The sequence below is a fragment of the Amycolatopsis sp. lyj-84 genome, assembly GCF_046549075.1.
GTDB lineage: Bacteria > Actinomycetota > Actinomycetes > Mycobacteriales > Pseudonocardiaceae > Amycolatopsis.
The window spans coordinates 728,712-749,285 of the sequence record NZ_JAJPWO010000001.1 but is presented as its reverse complement, the minus strand read 5'-3'; the positions used below and the strand labels follow the sequence as shown (position 1 = coordinate 749,285).

Sequence of the window (20,574 nt, the reverse complement as noted above, 5' to 3'; positions counted from 1 at the left end):
TTGTCACGCGTATGCGGAATGGCTGGAACGTTAATTGTCACGTGAAAGCGCAAAGGGGAAATGAGGCGGCGATTCTTGTCACCCCGGTGACAGGTGCTCCGGTCACGAGGTGACCGGCTATGGTCATGATCGTGACCGACCGACCCGAGCCATGGCACCTCCGGACCCGCAAGTTCCTGCGGGCGACGGACCAGCGTGGCGAACTGGTGCGCGGCGCGAGGTTCCTCCGCAAGCTCGTCCCGGGGGAAGACGCGCCCGGTGACCCGCTGGCGCCGTCGACCGGCCGTTCGTCGGACAGACTCGCCCGGCTGCTCACCGAGGCGGGAGCCGATCGCCCCAGCGCCACCCGTGAGCTGGGCCTGGCCGCGGTGCAGGCCTGGCAGGCCGTCCGCCGGTCCGGGAACCAGCCGCTGGCCGCCAACGGCATCACGGTGCTGTTCACCGACCTCGTCGGCTTCTCGACCTGGGCGCTGCACGCCGGCGACGACCGCGTCCTCGAGCTGCTCCGCGCGGTCGCCGACGTCACCGAGTCGATCGTCACCGGGCACCGGGGGAGCGTCGTCAAGGGGCTCGGCGACGGCGTTATGGCCGTGTTCGCCGACCCGGGCGAGGCGGTGAACGCCGCCTACGAGACGTGTTCCGCCGTGAGCGTGATCAAGGCGGAGGGCTACCTGCCGCACCTGCGGGCGGGCCTGCATCGGGGCAACCCACAGCGGGTCGGCAACGACTACCTCGGCGTCGACGTGAACATCGCCGCCCGGATCATGGCGGCCGCGGACGGCGACGAGGTGCTGGCCAGCGGAAGCGTCGTGGAAGAACTCGACGCGGACGCCGTCATCGTGCGCCCGCGCCGGAACTTCCGTGCCAAGGGGACCCCGAAGGATCTCCAGGTCTACCGCGTCGTACCTCGCTATTCGGCTACTTAGGCATGTCCGACGGCTGCGAATCCAGCCCCGCCCGGGGCTTCGACCAGCCGCCGCGCGTGAAGTCCGGCACCGCGACCGGCTTGCCGCCGCGGGCCAGCGAGACCACGCTCAGCGGTACGGGCGAGCACCAGGCCGCGGAGTCGTAGACGTCGATGTCGGGCACCAGCCCGGCGCGCATCTGCTGCACGATCCGCCACTGCAGGACGTAGTCCATGCCGCCGTGACCGCCGAGGTTCGGGTCGTCCTTGAGCTTCTTCCAGAGCCAGTGATCGTGGCGCTCGCGGTACGGCCCGAAGTCCTTCCACGCGTGACCGCTGTGGTCGGGCTCCACGTAGATACGCGCGGGATAGTCCTCCACGATGCCGCGGCTGCCCGCGAGACTGTTGATGCGGCTGTACGGACGCGGCGAGCTGACGTCGTGCTCGGCGCGGATGATCCGCCCCTGCTCGGTCTCGATCAAGCAGCTGACCAGGTCACCGTTGATATAGGTCTCTTTCCACGACGGGTGACCCGGCGGCATGTGCCGCTTCCGGTAGTCGGCGAGCCCCTTCGGCTCGGTCGCTGTGGCGCGCAGGGTGGCGAACCGGTCGCCGCGGTTGACGTCCATGCAGGCGGCAATGGGAGCGAGACCGTGCATCGGGTAGAAACTCGCGGTGCTGCGGGTGTGCCACTTGCGGCGCCACGCGTCGGTGTAATACGTGTCGGAGAACAGCAGCTCGCGCAGGTCGTGCAGGTAGCCGCCGTGCCCGTTGGTGACCTCGCCGAAGACACCCTCGTGCGCCATCTTGAGGATGGCCAGCTCGTTGCGGCCGTAGCTGCAGTTCTCGGCGAGGAACAGGTGCTTGCGGGTCTGCTCGCTGGTGTTGACGAGATCCCACAGCTGGTCGAGCTCGGTGGCGATGGGCAGTTCGATCCCGACGTGCTTGCCGGAGACCAGGGCGGCCTTGCCCTGCGGGTAGTGGAACTCCCACGGCGTCGCGATGTAGACGAGGTCGATGTCGGTGCGGGAAAGCATCTTCTTGTAGGCGTCGGCGGAACCGCCGTACTCGGCCGGCCGCGGTCGCCCGTCGGCGGCGAGCTTGTCCGCCGCGGCCTTCGCCCGCTCGGCGCGGATGTCGCAGACCGCGGTGACCACCGCGCCCGGTACGGCGCTCCACCCGCCGATCATGGACATCCCGCGGTTCCCGAGCCCGATGAGCCCGATCCGGACGGTCTGGTGCCGCTCGAACGGCACCCCGATCATGCTGCGCTGACCAGGGCGGCGAGGTGAACTTTCCGCACCGGTGGTCTCTGCGGCGTCGGCGCTCACCGGGATCGCGGCGAGCGCTCCGGCGGCGAGCGCGCCACCGAACAGGGTCCGCCGGGAAACAGAGGGCAGGTCCGCCATGAAGAACACTCCTTCGTGTCGCCTTCGGTGCCCAGACTGTGTCCAATCGCCGCCAGATATGTCAAGAGATGCGTCAAAGTGAGCAGTAAACTGCACTAATGCGCAGTTTGACTGTGTAGAATCGGATGTTTCACGCAACCCGGGTGCGCGTACGCACCCGGGTCACGCGCGGGGTCAGCGGCGGATCAGCACCTGGTCGATCGACTTGCGCACGAGGTTCGGCACCACGCAGTCGTCCGCCGGGTAACCGACCGGGATGACGGCGAACGCCTTCTCGTTCTGCGGCCGCTCCAGAAGCTCGCCGAGGAACCGCATCGGCGACGGCGTGTGCGTCAGCGCGGCCAGCCCGGACAGGTGCAACGCCGTGAGCAGCATCCCGACCGCGATGCCTACCGACTCGTCCACGTAGTAGTGCTTGTGCTTGGTGCCGTCCTCGTCGAGGAAGTAGCGCTGCTGGAAGACCACGATGAGGTACGGGGCGTCGGTGAGGTGGGTCTTGACGGCATCGGTGCCCAGCGGCCGCAAGGCGGACAGCCACTCCTCGCCGAGCCTGCCCTCGTAGGAGACACGTTCCTCCTCCTCGGCGGCCTCGCGAATACGCTGTTTGGTCGCGGGATCCTTGATGAGGGCGAAGGTCCACGGCTGCTGATGCGCCCCACTGGGCGCGGTGGAGGCCACCGCGATGGCGTCCACCAGCACCTGCTCGGGCACCGGGTCGGTGGAGAACATCCGCACGGTGCGGCGGGTGTCCATGCGGCGGCGCAGATCGGCGGCGGTGGCCAGCGATTCGTCCGCGGACATGCGGGCGGGGTGGTAGGCCACCGGCTCGAAGGGGTCGCCATAGGTCGGGGTCCACTGTGCTGCGGTCATGATCCCGATTGTGGTGGTGGACGGGGCTTTCCGGAAGCCTTGTCGTGCTCAGTACCGTTTCTTCGGGCGTGGGAACCAGTCGGCGGCGCGCTCGGCGAGCTCGTCAGCCAGGTCAGAGCCACCTCAGCCGTTCTCCTCGTCGCCCATCTTCCCGTTCCAAAGACGGAACGTCGCATCGGTCATCGCCGCGCGAACGTCGCAGGCGGATTGCCTTGGGCCACTCATTTTGGTGCTATGTCCCTAGAGTTATGCGGCCATCTGTCTCCGTAGGTGGCCGCCGATCGGGCCATACATCGCCCGGCCGGCGTAGACGGCATGGCCCGGATACCTGGACCAAACACCTAACGGTGGCCGAAACGGAAAGATAGGTACCTTCTACGCGACTTTCGGAGGTGTCCGATTTCCTTTGCCGCGTAACAGAATCGGCCGATCCTTCCCTCGGCACGCGGCAGTGCCCCTCGCCGCAGAAATGAGTCGGAACCATGCGACTGCGCTCATTCGCCCTGATCGCCGGCACCGCCTTCGCGGCAATGCTCGGCGTGACCGCCCCCGTGGCGTCCGCCGCGGAACCGTCCTCCGATGTCCAGCCGATGATCATCGGCGGCCAGAACGCGTCGAGCGGCCCCTGGGCAGCCAGACTCTTCGCCAACGGCCGGCAAACGTGTACCTCGACGATCATCGCACCGCAATACATCCTGACCGCGAAGCACTGCGTGGCCAGCGCCGGCACGTTCACCTTCCGGATCGGCAGCCTCGACCAGCAGAGCGGCGGCACCATGGCCACCGGCTCGACCGTGACCCGCCACGCCAGCGCGGACCTCGCGATCGTGAAGCTCACCGCGCCGGTGACCGCCACGTACTCGCCGCTGGGCACCACCGCCAACGTCTCCGTCGGCCAGACCGTGCAGGTCTACGGCTGGGGCGCGACCAGCCAGTGCGGCTCGGAGATCAACTGCCAGTCGCGCTACCTGAAGGTCGCCAACGTCCGGGTCACCTCGGTCGCCTGCCGTGACTACAACGGCGGCATCGCGGTGTGCGCGAGCCGCGGCGACGGCATCACCGCCGGTGGAGACTCGGGTGGCCCGATGTTCGCTTCCGGCCGCCAGGTCGGCGTCGCGTCGACCAGTGACCGCCAGACGACGACCGCGTACACGAACATCACGCGGTACCGGCCCTGGATCCAGCAGATCGCCGGCGTCTGATCCTTTGGTGTGAGCGGAGCCCTTCTCGGTGGTTGCCGGGGAGGGCTCCGCGCTGTCCTGCCTAGCGTGCGCTGTATACCAGCCTGCTATCGGGTGGCTACTGGGAGATGTTCAGGGCACACCTCGCGGCTGAGGCGATGCCTGCCCACGATGGTGAGTTCACTGCTCAGGTCTCAGCCAGGAGCGTCACGGCCAAAGGGTGTATGCGCCAACTCGTACCCTCACGCTCCGCTATTGCGCGACGTCGAAGGTCCGTTAAGGCGGCTCCTACGTCGATGTCGTGGCAAGACGAAACCTGCTTCAAGAGGCTCGTGGGCAGGACTTCGGACTGACATGCTGCGGCCAGGTTTAGAAGAAACCGCTCATCCGTGGATAGCCGCTCAAGTAGCTCACGCACTTCGGCCAGCCCGGCGAGATGAGCTCTCCCCGTCGACACGTCTCCCTCGAACTCCGAATAGGACGTCAACCCCTGCCGATCCTGCAAGTGATCGCCTATCGCGACCATCGCGCCCGCGTGGTAACCGAGAGCACTGGCCAAGCGATCACGTGCCGCCCGTTCGGTGTGACTCTCGGATGGTCGCCGCCGTGCCAGTACGGCGTGCGCATCGTCGGCGGTCAACGGCCCGACTCTTACCGATGGCATGACCGCGCTAAACACGTCCTCCTGGCTGATGAGCACGGTCCGGACATCGCCTCCTGCCGGTAGGAGCAGGCTATCCAGCGCTGACGGGTCGAGGCCGGTAGGCAGATCGTCTATGATCCACAGGCTCTTCTGCCGACAACGTGCGAAGGTGTCCGCTACGGTGGCGAAAACTTCGTGCTCACCAGCCGAGTCGACGCCGACGAACGGCGCGATCCGGCGGACCTCGCGGCGGTAGCCTTCAACGACTTCGGACCGTGATCCCGTGACTCCGGAAAGGCTGAGCCAGTAGACGCCGCCGGGATAGGCAGCGCCGAACTGCCACGCGTAGGCCATGACCAAGGCGGTCTTGCCCGCTCCCGGCAAACCATAGACGGCGACAGCCGTCCCGTAGTAAGGCTCCAAGATCAACGGAAAGTCGGCGGAGTGCAGGGAACTGTGTAGCGACCACAGTTCTCGGTACCTGCCGGAAAAGCCCAGGCCGCCGGCGAGACGGCGGCCGAACCACCGACGGCGCGCTTTCAGGGACGCTTCACCGATGACGCCGTCGAGAGAACCGATCCGACGCTGAATCTCGTGTGCGATGACGTTCGCGTCGTCTCCCGTGATGGGCGGGTCGGCATACTTGGCGTCGGCGAGCTCCACAGGTTGGAGATGGGCCGTGGAACGCTCAGGATTGATCACCAGGATGCGACGCGACGCGTCACCTTCGCGCTGCCCTGCTAAGAACGCCGCCATCAGCTCGAGTTGGCAGGCCGGCCGAACGGCGTATGTGGCGGAGTAGTAGGCGACAAGACACTTGGACGAGCCCAACGCGCTCTCGATGGAGGTGGTGATGCCGCTGAAGTGACCGATCCCGTCCTCGTCCAAGAAGACCCGCAGGCCGATCGCACGCAAGTTTTCGGCCAGCTCACGCCCAGGTTCCCTATCAGGTCCTGCGAACGACAAAAAGACGTCGTGTCGAGGCTCGGCTGAGTAGGTCGCTCGGCTGCGGCTTACCAGAGGTGTCACAACTGCCACGAATATCCTCTCTCAAATCCCTCTGAACACAGCATCGACTCCGGTGAGGATTCCTGGAGGATCTCATCGTTCCCAGTTCAACGCGTAACGACTCAGCTGGGGCAAACAGCCCAAGCCGTGTCCCGGGCCAGTCACACTAAGAAACCCGAGGACAGGTTCGACTACGAGGGGGTGCGAGGGTGGTGGACGAGGGCGCCTTCGGGACTAAACTGCGGCAGGTCCGCACTGCTGCGGGGGTGTCCATCGGTGAGCTGAGCAAGCTCATCTTCTACAGCAAGGCGCAGATCAGCCGTGTGGAGACGGGGCAGTCCGCACCTACGACCGCGCTCGCAGCAGCCTGTGACCAGGTCTTCGGCACTACTGGTGAGCTGGTGCAACTCGCCGCGGATCGGCGTAGGCAAGTGGAGGCCCGCTTCGACCCCCCTGTGGGGCCCGCCCGGCTGATCGGTCGGGATGAGTACGTGGCGCCTCTTCTCGAGTACTTGCGCACCGGCGGCGACGCCTCGAAAGGGCCTGGCGTCGCGGTCTTGCACGGCATGGCCGGAGTGGGCAAGACCGCGATCGCTACCGAGGTGGTCCGGCGGGCTAGCACCGATTTTCCCGATGGGTGTCTCTACCTGGACTTGCACGGTTACAACCCGACCAGTGGACCACTCATGCCGGACGATGCCCTTGGCCGGCTCATCCGTCGACTGGGCTTCCCGGGGAAGCACATGCCGTCGGAACTGGATGAGCGCGCGGCTCTGTTCCGCGATCTGTTGTTCGGCCGAAGCATGCTGTTGCTGCTGGACAACGTCCGCAGCCTGGAGCAAGTGCTCTACTTGCTGCCGCCCAATGCCAGCTCGGCTGTGGTGATCACCAGCCGCGACCGCTTGCTGGCGCTGGACGACGCCTTCCGGCGATCCGTGAACAGCCTGGAGTCGGACGACGCAGTCGAGCTTTTCCATGACGTCGCCCGGCTTCCCCGTGATTCGTCTGAGCGCGGGGACTTGGTGCTGGTGCGGCGGATCGTCGAGTTGTGTGGGCGATTACCGCTCGCTATCCGCATCGCGGCCGCGCGGTTGAAAGACGACACGACTCGGACTCTGGACGACACCGTGGTTCTGCTGGCCGACGAGCATTCGCGACTGCGAGAGCTCGACGACGGCGACCGCAGCGTGGTTACTGCACTCGCTACCTCCTACGCCGCCCTGCCGTCCGACTTGAAGCATGCCTTGTCACTGATCGCGCTGCATCCGGGTACTCGTATCAGCACCGCCGGGGTGGCCGCGATGCTCGGTATGGCACCGGCTGCTGCCGAGCGTACGGTCGACGCACTGGTCGGCGCGGCCATGGTCGAGCGTCGTGCGCGCGGTGTATACCGGTTTCACGATTTGATCAGGGCATACCTTCGGCAGGTTTGTTCTTCGGCACTGGCCGAAGGGCAAGGGATCGTTGTGCAACGGTCGCTGTTCGATCACTACCTCCGCACAGCGGCCGTCGCTGACTCGATCATCGCGAAGGATCGCTACCGCATCTCCCTGTCACTGTCATCCGACCCGAAGTTCGAAGTCGAGTTCTCCGATTGCGACTCCGCGACGAAATGGATGGTCGATGAGCTTGAAAATTTCCTTCCCATGGTTGAGGGAATGAACTTGGTTGGGCATGAAGAGACCTGCTGGCAGTTCGCATATTGCCTGCGGGGATACTTTTTCGTATCGAAGGAATGGGGCATCTGGATCAAGACTTACCAGGTGGCGCTGACCGCGACCCGCAGGCTCGGCGACCGCAGGGCGGAGGCGATCATCCTGATCAATCTCGGACTGGCCTCAGATGAGCTCGGGCGTAAGGGTTCGGCAAGCGCGTACTACGACCTGGCGCACAAGGCGTTCACAGACGCAGAGGATCTTCATGGCGCGACAAACACGGTGCACAACCTCGCATGGTTGGAGTACTCGCGGGGCAACTTCGCCAACGCTCTGTCACTGAGTCAGCGTGCCTTGGAATTCTACGCGTCGACGAAGAGCCGATCCAACGCCGCGATCGCCATCGACTGTATGGCACGAGCCCAGCTCAAGTTAGGGATGCTCAAGGCGGCGACAGCGCGGTTTCAAGAGTCGCTCGACCTTTTCATAGAGCTTGACTTCCCGCCGGTGGACATCGCTCAGATCCACTCGCAGCTCGGACGCGTGATGATCGAGAGCGAGCAGTACGCCACCGCCGCGCATCACTACCGGGCCGCCATCGGGTACGCCCGGCAGGGAGGCGGGCTCTATGAAGAGGCGTGGGCGCTGGAAGGGCTCGGCAGCGCCTCGGCGGCGCTTGGCCGCAATGACGAAGCAGCGATGCACAAGACCGCCGCGCAGTCTCTCTACGAGGCGATCGGCGCACCCGACGCGGACAGGCTCAATGCCTATCGAGTCGAGCAGGTGACTCCGAGGGACGACAAGAAGGCTGAGGAACAGCCTGCTCCCGGGACAAGCGACCTTCGCGTCGTCGAGCCGCCTCTTCGTGTGCTCGCGGTCAATGACGAGTGGTCGTCCCGGCACGGAGGACTCAGCACCTACAACCGGCTGTTGTGTACGGCCCTTGCCAACGAGGGGGCCGACGTCTATTGCTTTGTGCGGGATGCTTCGGAGCAGGAGCGGAAGGAAGCAGCGGCCGCGGGTGTCACGTTGGTCGTTGGCAAGCAGCCGATGACCAGGGTCTCGTCCGAGCCGCTCACACGGCGCCCTGTCTTGCCTACCGGCGTGGTACCGGATGTCGTGATCGGACATGGCCGGATCACCGGTCACTTCGCGGTCCAACTGGTGGAAGACCACTATCACGACGCCAAACGGATCCACTTTCTCCACGTCGTCTCCGACGAGGTGGAGTTTCAGAAGATCGCGGACGACCGCGACCCGATGCTCCTGGCGGAGGAACGTTCTGTCGATGAGTTGGCCTTTGCCGGGGGAGCCTTCCGCGCCGTCGGTGTAGGTCCTGTACTGCATGAGTGGTTACGCCAATATCTCGGCAACGCGGGTAGTCCGCCGTTGCGGCTCGATCCGGGATTCGATCCGAATGACGATGCCGACCGGTTATACCAGCCCAGCGAGCCGGAGCAGATCCTGATGGTAGGCCGGATGGGTCAGCAGGAAATGTCGATCAAGGGGCTGGACCTGGCTGCTGAAGCGATTGGGTTCGCACTCGAGTTGCGCGACTCCGACGATCAAGAGGTGCAACTTGTCGTGCGCGGCGTACCCGATGGAGAGGGGCTGGAAGTGCAGGCTAGGGTGCGGGAATGGGCTGGGTGCCCAGGGCTGCGGGTGCTCCCGCGCGGATACTCGACTTCTACTGAGGCACTCCGAGGCGATCTCCGACGAGCTTTGCTACTGCTCATGCCTTCACGTGCCGAAGGGTTCGGGTTGGCAGGGTTGGAGGCGATCGTCGCCGGAACACCGGTGTTGGTCAGCCGAGCAAGCGGCTTGGGACGATTGTTATGCGAGGAACTACCCGGGTCGCTGGCCCATCGGGTCACCATCCCGATCACCGGAGAACCCCTCAAGGACCGCCAACGATGGGGTCACGCCATCGCGACATTGCTAAGCGACCCGGAAGTGGCGTTCGCCGCGGCTCAAGAGATCCGGCGATTGATGGCGCAGAAGCGTACGTGGAAGATGGCCGCGCGAACATTGCTGGACGAGATCCATTCGACTGCTTCGGAATTGGCTTGACATGAGCGAACAAGCAACCTTCGGAGCCGAGTTGCGACGTCGCCGTCAAGAGGCCGGTCTCTCGCTGACGACGCTTGCTGAGCGCACTCACTACAGCAAGGGCTACCTCAGTAAGGTTGAAACCGGGATCGCCACACCGAATCCCGCGCTCGCCGCGTTGTGCGAGTCCGAACTCGGGGCGGTCGGGGTGCTGACCGCATTACTGCCGAGGAGCTCGCCTTGCCGCGCGAGCCGTTCGACTCTTCGGCCGTACGAGCTGCCCGCTGCCGCTGCTGTGTTCGCTGGTAGGACCGCGGAGGTGCGGGCGGTCCGTAATGCCCTTGAAGTGGCCGGTGGCGTCTGCGTGATATCCGGCATGGGTGGTATCGGTAAGACGGAGCTCGCCGTCCGCTGTGCACACCGCCTTGCGCCCGGATTCGTCGACGGATGCTTGTTCCTTGATCTGCGTGGGTGTGGTGTCGACGTACCGATCGCCGGTTCAACCGTCATGCACAGCAGGATATTGCGTGCACTTGACGTTCCCCTAGAACGGATCCCGGATGATCCGGACGATCGCGCCGCGGTGTACCGATCTTGCCTGCGTGGACGTAGCCTGCTGCTTGTCCTGGACAACGTGGTCAGCGCTGAGCAGGTGCGGCCTCTGCTGCCCGCCGAATCGAAATGTCGGGTCTTGATCACAAGCCGGTCCAGGCTGACTTCGCTGGATGACGCTCGACACGTGTTCCTGGACGGGCTGAACGAGCCCGAGGCCGCTGAACTGTTCGTCTCTCTCGTCCGCATGTCCCCAGGAGAAATTGTCGCCAGAGTGGTTCACCATTGCGCTGGGCTGCCGCTGGCGATCCGGATCGCCGCGGCACGGCTTCGCGCTCACCCGGCTTGGGACATCCGCGAGCTGGATCGGCGGCTCGACGCCGAAGTCTCACGGCTAAGCGAGCTCGATGACGGCGAGCGCTCTCTGCAAGCGACCTTCCAGTTGTCCATGCGACAACTCAGCTCCGAAGACGTCAGCCTCTTCGGTTTGCTCGCGCTGCATCCAGGTAAGGATTTCGACGTTTACAGTGCGAGTGCCCTGCTCGCGCGTCCGTTTCGAGAGGTCGATCGGCTGCTCGACCGGCTCCATGACGTGTATCTGCTTACCCAACCCAGTGCGGGCCGGTACAGCTTCCACGACCTGCTGCGACTGTTCGCCGCCGAGTCTGTGCTCGCTGCCATGACTGATCGGCAGCGCAGGATCGCATTCCGACGGTTGATTGACTTCGCCGTGCGAAGCGCGGCGCAGGCGGACCGTCTGCTTTTCCCGCATCGATTCCGGTGCGAAATTGAATTCGGTGAATCCGTTCCAGAAATAGTGCGACTGGATGATGCGGACGCGGCATTCGCTTGGTTTCGATGCGAGTGGAGGGGCTTGGTCGAATTGTGCAGAGTTGCCCGTGAACGTGGTGAGCATGAGCGATGCTGGCAGCTCGCATACCTACTTTGCCGCTTCTTCTTCATGCAAAATTGTGGGATCCGTGGATCCTAGCCATCGTTGGGCGTGCAGGTCGGCTGAAACGCTCGGTGAGAGCCGGGTATTAGCTGCCGTGACGGCAAGCTTGGGCGTGGCATTCGCCGATTGTGGCGATCTCGATGAGGCGTCCAGCTGCTTTGGTGGGGCAATCGCACTGTATCGCCGAATCGGCGACGATCATGGGGAGCACGCCGCGCTGGCGCTCAGCGCGTGGGTCCGCTTCTGCTGTGGTGAGCACGCGGATGCGCTGAGGGACCTTCGGCGCGCATGTTCACTACTTGCGTATTGGCAATCGACGTTGCGCTGCGATCGTCACACTCCGCATCGCTCTAGTGCTGACAGCGCTTTGGCAGGCCGTCGACGCCGCAGACCTTGTCGCAGAAGCTTCGGTTGTCTTCGGTGAACTAGGATTGGATCTCGATGCGGTGGTTGCCCTCAACTGCCTGGCCTGGGCGTGGTTCCACGCGGGAGACCAAGACCGCGCGAACGAGGCCTATAGCGACGCGGCGATCGAGCGACAGCCTACGGAAGCCCTTACGAAACGGCTCGTGCTTACACCGGGATGGGCAATGTTGCCGTGGACCGAGGTGCCGCTGGCCTGGCCGAGGAAATGTGGAAACGGGCTGACGTGGTCCATCCTGATTTGGACCCGGTCTTCATCGGGGAAGCTCGCGTTCGGATACAGGTGAAGGATCGCTGGGATCTCTACAGCAGTTGCCCGAAATAGGTCTTCACAACCGTAGGATCAGTCGCCGTCCAGACCTCGGCCCAATGCCCGCTTCGGCTCAGGGAACGAACGACACATACGTTCTCGCCGATCGGGGCGATGCTGGTGATGGGCTCGTACATCGCCCTGGTCGATGGCGGCCTTCAAGCGTCGCGACGCTTGATGCGTGCGCGGTGTTTGGCCACATTGACGCGGTTCCCGCACAACCCCGGCATGCAATAGAGACGCCGCCCCGGCCGTGTCGTGTCGATGAACGCGCCTTGGCACGTAGGGGCGCCACACGCGCGGAACCGTTCAGCGCCGAGGGTTTGGACGACACCGAGGATCCCGACGCCGCAGATCAGGGACAGCGTGTCGGCGACCGTCGCACCCGGTTGCGGGGAAACAGCCCACCGAGAACGGCCAGACGAGGTGGCGAGGGTGACAGCACCGGCCGGCGAAGTGAGCGCGGAAGCTCCGGCGATGAGGCGCGCCCGATCCGGCTGATCGATCAGTTCCCGCACCGTGGCGCGCAGCCGATGGACAGCGCGCAGCTCACCGGGGCGGCTGGGCGCGGGTAGAGAGTGAAGGTCAGCGAAGGCGGCGAGGTCGGGCAGGTGTTCTTCGCCGTGCCAGACCTCAGGAGCGGTGTTGACCAGCTCGGTAGCGATGCCCGCCGCCCAGACGTAATCGTCTAACGCTACTTGCATCCCTTACCAGCCTCTCGTACGTTCACGGTTAACCGCTACTTTAACCCTTACCGGGAGGTTGTCCGTGGAGATCGACGCCTTGGTGTTCGACATACTCGGCACGCTCGTCGACGAACCGGCCGGGATTCGCGCGGCCGTCCAGCAAGCCCAGCCGTATGCCGACGCGGACGAGTTGGTCGAGCGATGGCTTGGCCACCTTGAAACCGAGCAGCGCCGCATCGTCGCAGGGGACAGGCCGTACGCCGCGAGCGACGTCCTCGACCGCGAAGCCGCCGAAACGGATGCGCTCGCGACAGCGGGCCGCAGGATGCCGCCCTGGCCCGACACCGTCGAAGGGTTGGCCCGGCTGGCGGAGAGCTACCCCCTGATCGGGCTCTCCAACGCCAGTCGGACGACCTTGCTCCGGATGAACGCCCACGCGGGCCTCCGCTGGCATCAAGCGCTCTCCGCCGAAGAGGTGCGGAGCTACAAGCCGGACCCCGCGGTCTACGAACTGGCCGTCAAGGTGTCCGGCGCCCCACCGGAGCGGCTGCTGATGGTCGCCGCCCACGCGTGGGACCTGCGGGGTGCGCAGAGCGTCGGTCTGCGGACCGCTTACGTCGCCAGGCCCGTCGGGGACCCTCCGTCGGAGACCGATCGCTTCGACTTCTACGCCGACGACCTCCTCGATCTGGCCGCTCAGCTCGGCGAACGGCACGCGTGATCAGAACTGTCGGTGCCTCCCGCTAGGTTCATCCCAGTCCCCACCGAGGCACCCCCGCAAGGAGAAGATGCGTTGTCAGACTGGGAAAGAGCGAGCACGGCACGGGTGTTGGCGCCCGCTCGCCCGCGCAAGCTCGCGAAGGTCCCGTTCGTCGAACTGGCCGACGGACGGGTGCAGGGCGTGGTGTCCAGCGGATCGGACATCGGGCGGGTGTACGTCTCGTCGGTCGCGGCGAGTACGTACGAATTCGCCTGCAGTACCAACAACAACCGGCCTTGCGGCGGGGCGCGGGGGATGTTCTGCAACCACATCCTCGCCTTGCTCAACGAAGCCACCCTTCAGTACGGCGCCGAGCGCGTCGCGCGCTATTTGCGTGTGGAGCCTGACGAATTGACCGCGCAGGCCATCTCGCAGACCACGAGCGCGACCCGGCCGTCCCAGGGGGACAACACCGCCGCCGCGTCCGTGTTCAGCCAGTTCCTGCGGCACTTGGCGTACCTGGAATTCGAGCCCTCGACGGCGCCCGTGCCGGAACTTCAGTGGTTCCCGCCGACCAGGGCGGTGGTGTGATGCGTACCGACCTGCTCACCGACCCCATCGCCGGTCTCGACGAGGCGTTGGCGACCGTCGATTCCTTCGATCAGGTACTCGTCGCCGGGCTGCTGCGCCCTCAGCGGATCACTGGATTGACCGAGCTGGCGGACGCCGTCGCCGGGTCACCGCTGGCGACGCGGGTCGCCGAGGCGGCCGAGAAGACCGCGGCCGGAGCTGCGGGGGAGGAACACTTCGTTTCCCTTGCCGCGGCGAGGATCGCGGTGTTCGGCTCGGTGCATGACGCCCTAGCTGCCCGGGTGGCCGAGGCGACCGGCCGAACGTCCGATGAGGACACGGCTCCGGGCGCCGCTGGTGCCGAGTCGCCGAACTTGCTGGCCGCGGCTCGTTCCTGGCTGTCGGACCTGGCCCGGGCCGGTTGGCAGGGGATCGACCACGATCTGGTTTCGGCCTCGGCTCCGGTGATTTCCGCGCTGCTCGCGGAACCGGGCCTTCGACGGCTGGCCGTCCTGCTCGACGGGTTCGCGGCCGAGCTTGCGGCGTCCTGTCCTGGTGCGGCGCAGGATCGTATCCCTGTCCGGCGCTGGGGTGACCTGTGGTCGCGCGGGATGCTGCTGACCGTGCCCAGTGTGGTGGCGACACCTGCGATCGGCACCGTCACCGGCCGTCTGCTCCCGCTCGGGGTGGACCTGCTGGAACACTCGACGGCCGCGCAGGCCCAGGTCCATGCGGTGTTCGAACCGGAGGACGGCACCGCGCCGCGTCTCGTGCGCGCGAGTGTGACCGTGCCGAAGCCGGACACGATCATCGGAGCCGGGATCTGGCAGCTGCTGCGGCCGCATCTGTCCCTGCTCGCAGCGGTCAGCGAGGGACGCTCGATGGACCTCGCGGAGATGCCGATGACCGCCGAGGGCGACCTTCTCTGGCGGGACGAGCACGCTCGTCCCGGTGAACTCGCGGACGCTTTCGCTACCGCGCGTGTCATCCTGCCGAAGGCCGGCACGGCGTCGGTCGTGCCGCTGGACCGGCATCCGGCGCGCATTTCAGTTCCCGTCTTCCTGGAGGGTTACGGCACCGAAGGCGACGAAGACGCGCTCAGGTTCACGTTCGCCGGAAGTCATCTCACTGTCGAGACCGACCGGATCCCCGCCGCCGGTCCCCTGACCCCGAAGGCGGTCGCGGGATCGAGCGCGTGCATCGGCCTGATCCGGTGGGACGACGGGGGTTTCCGGCTCCAGCCGCTCGCCGTGGAGACCACCGTGCGCAAGAAGACCACGGCCGTCCACGCCGGAGCGTGGGCCGGGGGCACCACGGACAAAGCCGGGGTGAAAGCCGAGAAGGCGGCCACCGACGCCGCGGCCGTGCTGCGCGAGCGTGCCGGAAGGCTGTTGCGGAAATGACCGACTCCGAGGACAACCGCCGCCAGGTCCTGTACTGGCGGCTGCTCGCCCGGCTCTTCGACAACGACGAGCAGGCCGCGCTCGAGTCGGCGAGTGTGGCCGTGGTCGAGGACATCGGCCTGCCGTCCGCATTGCTGGATCCGAACGTCGCCGTCGACTCGATCGTCCAGCGCCATCCGGAGCTGGCCGCCGAGTTCGACGGGCTGATGGTTCCCGAAGCCGAGGACGGCCGGGACAAGGCCGCGGAGGTGCGTCGCGCGGCACTGGTGTCGAAAGTGCTGCTCAACGTCTTCGCCCCGGCGCCCCACACGGTGACCGCCAGCCAGTTGTCCTGCTGGCAGGCCGACGCGGGCTGGTTCGAGCGCGCGCTGGGCTGCCGTCCGGGCGAGCTGCGTGGCGGACGCCCGGGCGGAGCCCCGACAGGGCTCGGCGGCACCGGCGGGGGCGGCGCTCCCGACCTGAGCACGCTGCTCCCGGCGATCGGCCCGGAACTCGGTGGCATCGAGGCGGACCTCGTCAAACGGATGCATCTGCGCGAGGTCCTCGCCGATCCGGCGCTCGCGGCGAAGCTGAGCCCGAGTATGTCGCTCATCGAACAGTTGTTGCGGGACAAGGACAACCTGTCCGGAGTGGCGCTGGCCAACGCCAAGTCGCTGATCCGCCGCTACGTCGACGAGATCGCCGAGGTCCTGCGAACCCAGGTCGAGAAGGCCTCGACCGGCAAGGTGGACCGCTCGGTCCCGCCGAAGCGCGTGTTCCGCAACCTCGATCTCGATCGCACCATCTGGAAGAACCTCACCAACTGGAGCCCGGAAGAGGAACGGCTCTACGTCGATCGCCTCTACTACAAGCAGACCGCGAAGAAGACCACACCGCAGCGGCTCATCGCGGTCGTCGACCAGTCCGGTTCCATGGTCGACTCGATGGTCAACTGCGCCGTGCTGGCCTCGATCTTCGCCGGACTGCCCAAAGTGGACGTTCACCTGATCGCCTACGACACCCAGGCTCTCGACCTCACGCCGTGGGTGCACGATCCCTTCGAAACCCTGCTGCGCACCAACCTCGGCGGCGGCAACGACGGCATGGTCGCGATGGGTCTCACCCAGCCGAAGATCGCCGAGCCCGCCAATACCGTGGTGGTGTGGATCTCCGACTTCTACGAGACCCGCGTCGAGCAGCTTTTCGAGAGCATGGCCGCGATCCACCGGTCCGGGGCGAAGTTCATCCCGGTCGGCTCGGTCACCAGTGCCGGACGAGGCAGCGTGAACCCGTGGTTCCGCGAGCGCTTCAAGGACCTCGGCACCCCGGTGATCTCCGGCCACATCACCAAGCTCGTCCACGAACTCAAGACCTTCCTCACCTCCTGAACTTCCCGAAAGGCACGACATGTCCGACGTCTTGCGCGCCCCCGCCGAACTCAAGTACGCCGAAGAGCTGGACTGGCTGGAGTCGGTCGACGACAGCCCCAAACCGTTCGCCTGGCGCCTGTCCCCGAAGATGGTCCGCCTGTTCGTCCTGGGCGCCGAGCGCGCCGACGGTCTCGACCGCGAGATCTCCCAGAAGTGGTTCGGCGACCGGAGCATCGTCGAGCGCGCCATCGTCACGCTCGCCTCCGACCGGGGGTTGCTGCTGATCGGTGATCCCGGGACCGGCAAGAGCTGGCTCGCCGAACTGCTGGCCGCGGCGATCTCCCGGAACTCCACGCTCGTCGTGCAGGGGACCGCGGGCACCACCGAAGACCACATCAAGTACTCGTGGAACGTCTCCATGGTCATCGCCAAGGGCCAGTCCCGCGATTCGATGATCCCGTCGCCGATCATGACCGCGATGGAGGCGGGCTCGATCGGCCGGTTCGAGGAGCTGACCCGGTCCACCAGCGACGTCCAGGACGCGCTGATCTCGATCCTGTCGGAGAAGTACATCTCCGTGCCGGAACTGGACAGCGACGGCATCGTCTTCGCCAAGCCGGGCTTCTCGGTGATCGCCACGGCCAACAGCCGCGACCGCGGCGTGAACGACCTGTCGTCGGCGCTCAAGCGCCGGTTCAACTTCGTCCGCATCCCGGTGGTGACGAACAAGAAGAGCGAGGCGGAGATCGTCCGCTTCCGCACCGAGGAACTCCTGCGCCGCCACCAGATCGAGCTGGACGTGCCACCGACGCTGCTGGACGTCCTGCTGCGCAGCTTCGGCGACCTGCGCGCCGCGGCGGCGTCGGCGGGCAGCGACGACGAGAAGCTGGAGTCCGCGTTGTCGACCGCCGAACAGATCGGCGTGCTCGAAGACGCGGTACTGCACAGCAACTTCTTCGGGGAACGCGCACTGACGGCCCGCGCGCTGGCGTCTTCGCTCGTCGGCTCACTCGCTCGTCGTGAGCCAGAGGACCTGGCGATCCTCAACAAGTACCTGCACGGCGTCGTCGAGCCGCGCAGCAAGGACGAGGGCGGAGACTGGCCGGAGTTCCTCGACGGCGGCCGCGACGCGATCGCCACCCTCTCGTGAGCGGCGCCTTCGAGGCGCTGCGCGGCCAGTTGCAGGAGGCCGCGGCCGCCTTCGCCGACGGGCCCGGCGCGTTGGAGGGCATCCTGCTCGGGCTCGTCGACGACGTCGACCGCGCGGTGCGGGAGCCCCTGGAGATCTTCCCGGTCTGCCACCATTCCCCGGCTTCGGCCGTGTCGATGGCGCGGCGGTTGCGGGAAAAGCAGCCGAAGGTGGTCTACCTCGAACTGTGCGAAGACATGGCGCCGCTGCTGACCGAGCTGCGCAACTGCCGTCTCCCCGTGGCGGTGCAGGCTTTCGCGACGGACGTGAAGGGCTTCCCGGCCGAGTGGGCGCCGCTGTCGGTGGTCGCGCCGATCACCGAGGCGTCGGCGGAGTACCAGGCGATCGCGTACGCCCTCGACACCCCGGGCGTCGAACTCGTCCTCGTCGACCGGTCGGCCGACCACGTCTTCCAGTGGGACGAGCGTGAGCCGTCCCCTGATCCGGACGCGCCGCCCGCCGAGGAAGAGGCCGCGCTGCACGGTGACGCGGTCGGCGTCGAGATCGGTGATCTGCGGCCGCGGTTCGCCGAACTCGAGGAACACCTGCTGCGGCACGGGCGGGTCCGGCACTGGTCGGAGTGGTGGCACCAGTACGTCGAACTGCCGCTCGGCGACAGCGACCACGACACCTATCGCCAGGTCATGTTCCTGATCGGCAGCCTGTTCCGCCGTCTCGCTCCCGGGGACACCCGCCGCGTGCGGGTGGACGAGGATCGTGAGCGCTACATGTGGACCCGGATGCGTGAGCACCTCGCGGCTTCGGGCGCCGATCCCGCGGACTGCCTCTACGTCTGCGGCGCGTTCCACGCGGCCAGCCGGGTCGCGGAGTTCGGCGTCGAGGGCACGGACGGGTTCGTGATCAGCCCGCGCAGCGCGAGCACCTGGCAGTACGGGCTGATCCCGTCGAGCCACACGTCGATCGAGGCGCAGTTCGGCCTCGCCGGGGGATCGGTCTCGATCGCCGCGAACGAGTGGGCGAAGAACCTCAAGCGCACCAAGGTCAAGCAGTTTCAGTTGGACGGGCAGGTGGGCGGCCCGAAGCGGAAGAAGGCCGCGGAGCTGCCCTCGCCCACACCGGATCCGGTGGCGTCGGACCAGCTTTCCGGTTTCCTGCAACGGCCTCCGGTGCTGGACAAGCTGGACGAGGCCGAACTGCTGGGATGGTCGGTCGAGGTCGTGCGGGCGGCTCGCTGCAACGGCTATCTGTCCTCGACGGCCGACGCCATCGCGGTGTTCGAGACCTCGATCCTGCTGGCCGGGCTGCGCGACCGGGCGAAGCCCACGCCGTACGACTTCCAGGACGCGGCGGTCACGTGCATCGAGAAGGACGTCGTACCGGGCAGACGCGACGTGCGCCGCATCGTCGAGATCATGATGGGCGGCGACCGGATCGGCCAGGTCGGCTACGACGCGCTGCCGCCGCTGGCTCGCGACGTGCACGACAGGCTCGAACCCCTGGATCTCAAGCTGCAGCAACGAGGTGTGCAGCGGGCACTGCTCGACATCGCCTCGCGGCCGGAGCTGGAACCCTGCTCCGATCTGTTGTGGATGCTGCGCTACCTGATGCCGCACGGCGCGGCGCGGCCGATCATGGGGGAGCGGCGGCTCGGCGAACGCCCGATCCAGGAGTCGTGGGATCTGGCGCTGGGCACCCACCAGCGAGCCCTCATCGAGCTGGGCTATGAAGGCGTCAGCATCGAACAGGTGCTGGAACAACGTCTTCGGCGCGCGGCCTATCACCCCCAGGCCACCGCGGCGAAGGTGCTCGGAACCGTCGAGGACGCGACGCTCTACCTGCGCAGCGCCCGGCTGGCGGGAGAGCTGGGCACGCGTGCGCTGGAGGTGCTGGCCACCGAGCGCACCGTCGACGGCGCGCCGGAGGTCCTGCGCCGGGTGCGGCGGCTGCTGGCGCACTACCGGACCAGCGAGCCGGTACTGCCCCGGTGGATCGAGGACTTCGTCAAGACGGGGTACGCGCACTACTGCACGCTTCTCCCGGCGGCCTTCACCGACGAGGAGGCCGGCGTCGAGCAGGTCGCCGCGATGCTGGGCTTCCTGTTCAGCATGGAGGCGCTCGCCTTGTCGCTGGGCTGCGACCGCACCCAGCTGGAGCTGGCGATCGCCGGATCGCATCCGCAGGAGCCGTCGAAGGTGGCGCTGCTGTGGGCGGCGCAGGTGCAGCTCGGGCATCTCTCGCGCGCGGAACTGCGTGAGCGCTGCGCCGGGCTGCTGGCCAACCCGATGGTGCTCCCGGCCTATCCGCGCTACCTCAGCGGGTTCGTCCACGCGCTGGAACCGGCTCCGGGGCTGGCCGACTTCGTCGTCGAGGCGGTGTCGAACGCCTTCGCCGAGCTCCCGGACAGGTTGCTGCTGCCGTGGCTGCCGACCCTGATCACGACGTTGCGGTCACGAGGTGCGGAGCTCGTGCCGCTCCTCGTGCGCGAAGCCGGACGGCTGTTCCCCGGCAGGCTCGCGGCGCTCGACGAATGGGTTCCGCCCTGGAAGAACGAGCCGGAGCCGGTCGCGGTGGCGAGGAACGCCGGAGGAAGCGGCCTCGCGTTGCTGGCCGCGCATCCGGCGACCTGCGACGCCGTGGCGGATCTGCTGGGCTGCGACGAGCCATGGGGGAGCGTCGGGCCCACGGGCTTGACGCTGCTCGGCCAGTACCCGGACACCGCCGCGGCGCTGGAGGAGGTGCTCACCGGGGCATGACGCC

14 protein-coding genes are annotated in these 20,574 nt (G+C 66.6%); 10 read left to right on the top strand and 4 right to left on the bottom strand.

What is annotated here, in order from left to right:
* Positions 1-125: 125 nt before the first annotated feature.
* Positions 126-926 carry an adenylate/guanylate cyclase domain-containing protein gene (locus ACLJRM_RS03735; protein ID WP_101613232.1) on the top strand — a complete coding sequence of 267 codons (801 nt, stop codon included), beginning with the start codon at positions 126-128 and terminating at the stop codon, positions 924-926.
* Here the strand turns inward: ACLJRM_RS03735 and ACLJRM_RS03730 are convergent.
* Positions 919-2,313, bottom strand: coding sequence for a Gfo/Idh/MocA family protein (locus tag ACLJRM_RS03730; protein ID WP_101613231.1), 1,395 nt, complete (start codon positions 2,311-2,313; stop codon positions 919-921). The two genes, ACLJRM_RS03735 and ACLJRM_RS03730, sit on opposite strands and share 8 nt — an antisense overlap.
* Positions 2,314-2,487: 174 nt before the next feature.
* Positions 2,488-3,183, bottom strand: a complete 696-nt coding sequence (locus ACLJRM_RS03725; protein ID WP_101608354.1) for a nitroreductase family protein — start codon at positions 3,181-3,183, stop codon at positions 2,488-2,490.
* A gap of 482 nt (positions 3,184-3,665) precedes the next feature.
* Here ACLJRM_RS03725 and ACLJRM_RS03720 point away from each other — a divergent pair, with 482 nt between their 5' ends.
* Positions 3,666-4,385, top strand: a complete 720-nt coding sequence (locus ACLJRM_RS03720; RefSeq protein ID WP_101608353.1) for a S1 family peptidase — start codon at positions 3,666-3,668, stop codon at positions 4,383-4,385.
* A gap of 166 nt (positions 4,386-4,551) precedes the next feature.
* Here ACLJRM_RS03720 and ACLJRM_RS03715 read toward each other — a convergent pair whose 3' ends face one another.
* A complete protein-coding gene (locus tag ACLJRM_RS03715; protein ID WP_410662263.1) occupies positions 4,552-6,045 on the bottom strand; it encodes a TIR domain-containing protein in 1,494 nt (497 codons plus the stop codon).
* Positions 6,046-6,224: 179 nt separating this feature from the next.
* Between ACLJRM_RS03715 and ACLJRM_RS03710 the strand changes: the two genes are divergently transcribed.
* Entirely contained in the window at positions 6,225-9,740 is a 3,516-nt protein-coding gene (locus ACLJRM_RS03710; RefSeq protein ID WP_410662262.1) for an NB-ARC domain-containing protein, read from the top strand.
* 1 nt (position 9,741) lies between these two features.
* Entirely contained in the window at positions 9,742-11,262 is a 1,521-nt protein-coding gene (locus tag ACLJRM_RS03705; RefSeq protein ID WP_410662261.1) for an ATP-binding protein, read from the top strand.
* Positions 11,263-12,117: 855 nt separating this feature from the next.
* Here ACLJRM_RS03705 and ACLJRM_RS03700 read toward each other — a convergent pair.
* On the bottom strand, positions 12,118-12,663 hold the full coding sequence (locus ACLJRM_RS03700; RefSeq protein WP_410662260.1) for a CGNR zinc finger domain-containing protein: 546 nt from the start codon (positions 12,661-12,663) through the stop codon (positions 12,118-12,120).
* A 64-nt stretch (positions 12,664-12,727) separates the two neighbouring features.
* On the opposite strand from ACLJRM_RS03700, the gene ACLJRM_RS03695 reads away from it, so the two are divergent.
* The 6 genes from ACLJRM_RS03695 to ACLJRM_RS03670 all read left to right on the top strand — a co-directional run bounded on the left by ACLJRM_RS03695 (position 12,728) and on the right by ACLJRM_RS03670 (position 20,570).
* The gene (locus tag ACLJRM_RS03695) at positions 12,728-13,366 is read left to right on the top strand and encodes a haloacid dehalogenase type II (RefSeq protein WP_410662259.1); all 639 of its coding nucleotides are present in this window, start codon (positions 12,728-12,730) and stop codon (positions 13,364-13,366) included.
* A 72-nt stretch (positions 13,367-13,438) separates the two neighbouring features.
* Positions 13,439-13,936: a hypothetical protein gene (locus ACLJRM_RS03690; RefSeq protein ID WP_410662258.1), complete on the top strand. Its 498-nt coding sequence runs from the start codon at positions 13,439-13,441 to the stop codon at positions 13,934-13,936.
* A complete protein-coding gene (locus tag ACLJRM_RS03685; RefSeq protein ID WP_410662257.1) occupies positions 13,936-15,318 on the top strand; it encodes a hypothetical protein in 1,383 nt (460 codons plus the stop codon). The genes ACLJRM_RS03690 and ACLJRM_RS03685 overlap by 1 nt, the downstream gene beginning before the upstream one ends.
* The gene (locus ACLJRM_RS03680; RefSeq protein ID WP_410662256.1) at positions 15,315-16,685 is read left to right on the top strand and encodes a VWA domain-containing protein; all 1,371 of its coding nucleotides are present in this window, start codon (positions 15,315-15,317) and stop codon (positions 16,683-16,685) included. Before ACLJRM_RS03685 ends, ACLJRM_RS03680 begins: the two co-directional genes overlap by 4 nt.
* Before the next feature lie 19 nt (positions 16,686-16,704).
* Positions 16,705-17,817 (top strand): ATP-binding protein, encoded by a 1,113-nt coding sequence (locus ACLJRM_RS03675; protein ID WP_101608346.1) that lies wholly within the window; start codon positions 16,705-16,707, stop codon positions 17,815-17,817.
* On the top strand, positions 17,814-20,570 hold the full coding sequence (locus ACLJRM_RS03670; RefSeq protein ID WP_410662255.1) for a DUF5682 family protein: 2,757 nt from the start codon (positions 17,814-17,816) through the stop codon (positions 20,568-20,570). The genes ACLJRM_RS03675 and ACLJRM_RS03670 overlap by 4 nt, the downstream gene beginning before the upstream one ends.
* Positions 20,571-20,574 lie beyond the last annotated feature (4 nt).

Coding starts and splice junctions, on each gene's coding strand:
- ACLJRM_RS03700 (WP_410662260.1), bottom strand. CDS start 12,663: ATGCAAGTAGCGTTAGACGATTACGTCTGGGCGGCGGGCATCGCTACC.
- ACLJRM_RS03685 (WP_410662257.1), top strand. CDS start 13,936: ATGCGTACCGACCTGCTCACCGACCCCATCGCCGGTCTCGACGAGGCG.
- ACLJRM_RS03725 (WP_101608354.1), bottom strand. CDS start 3,183: ATGACCGCAGCACAGTGGACCCCGACCTATGGCGACCCCTTCGAGCCG.
- ACLJRM_RS03720 (WP_101608353.1), top strand. CDS start 3,666: ATGCGACTGCGCTCATTCGCCCTGATCGCCGGCACCGCCTTCGCGGCA.
- ACLJRM_RS03705 (WP_410662261.1), top strand. CDS start 9,742: ATGAGCGAACAAGCAACCTTCGGAGCCGAGTTGCGACGTCGCCGTCAA.
- ACLJRM_RS03735 (WP_101613232.1), top strand. CDS start 126: ATGATCGTGACCGACCGACCCGAGCCATGGCACCTCCGGACCCGCAAG.
- ACLJRM_RS03730 (WP_101613231.1), bottom strand. CDS start 2,313: ATGGCGGACCTGCCCTCTGTTTCCCGGCGGACCCTGTTCGGTGGCGCG.
- ACLJRM_RS03675 (WP_101608346.1), top strand. CDS start 16,705: ATGTCCGACGTCTTGCGCGCCCCCGCCGAACTCAAGTACGCCGAAGAG.
- ACLJRM_RS03680 (WP_410662256.1), top strand. CDS start 15,315: ATGACCGACTCCGAGGACAACCGCCGCCAGGTCCTGTACTGGCGGCTG.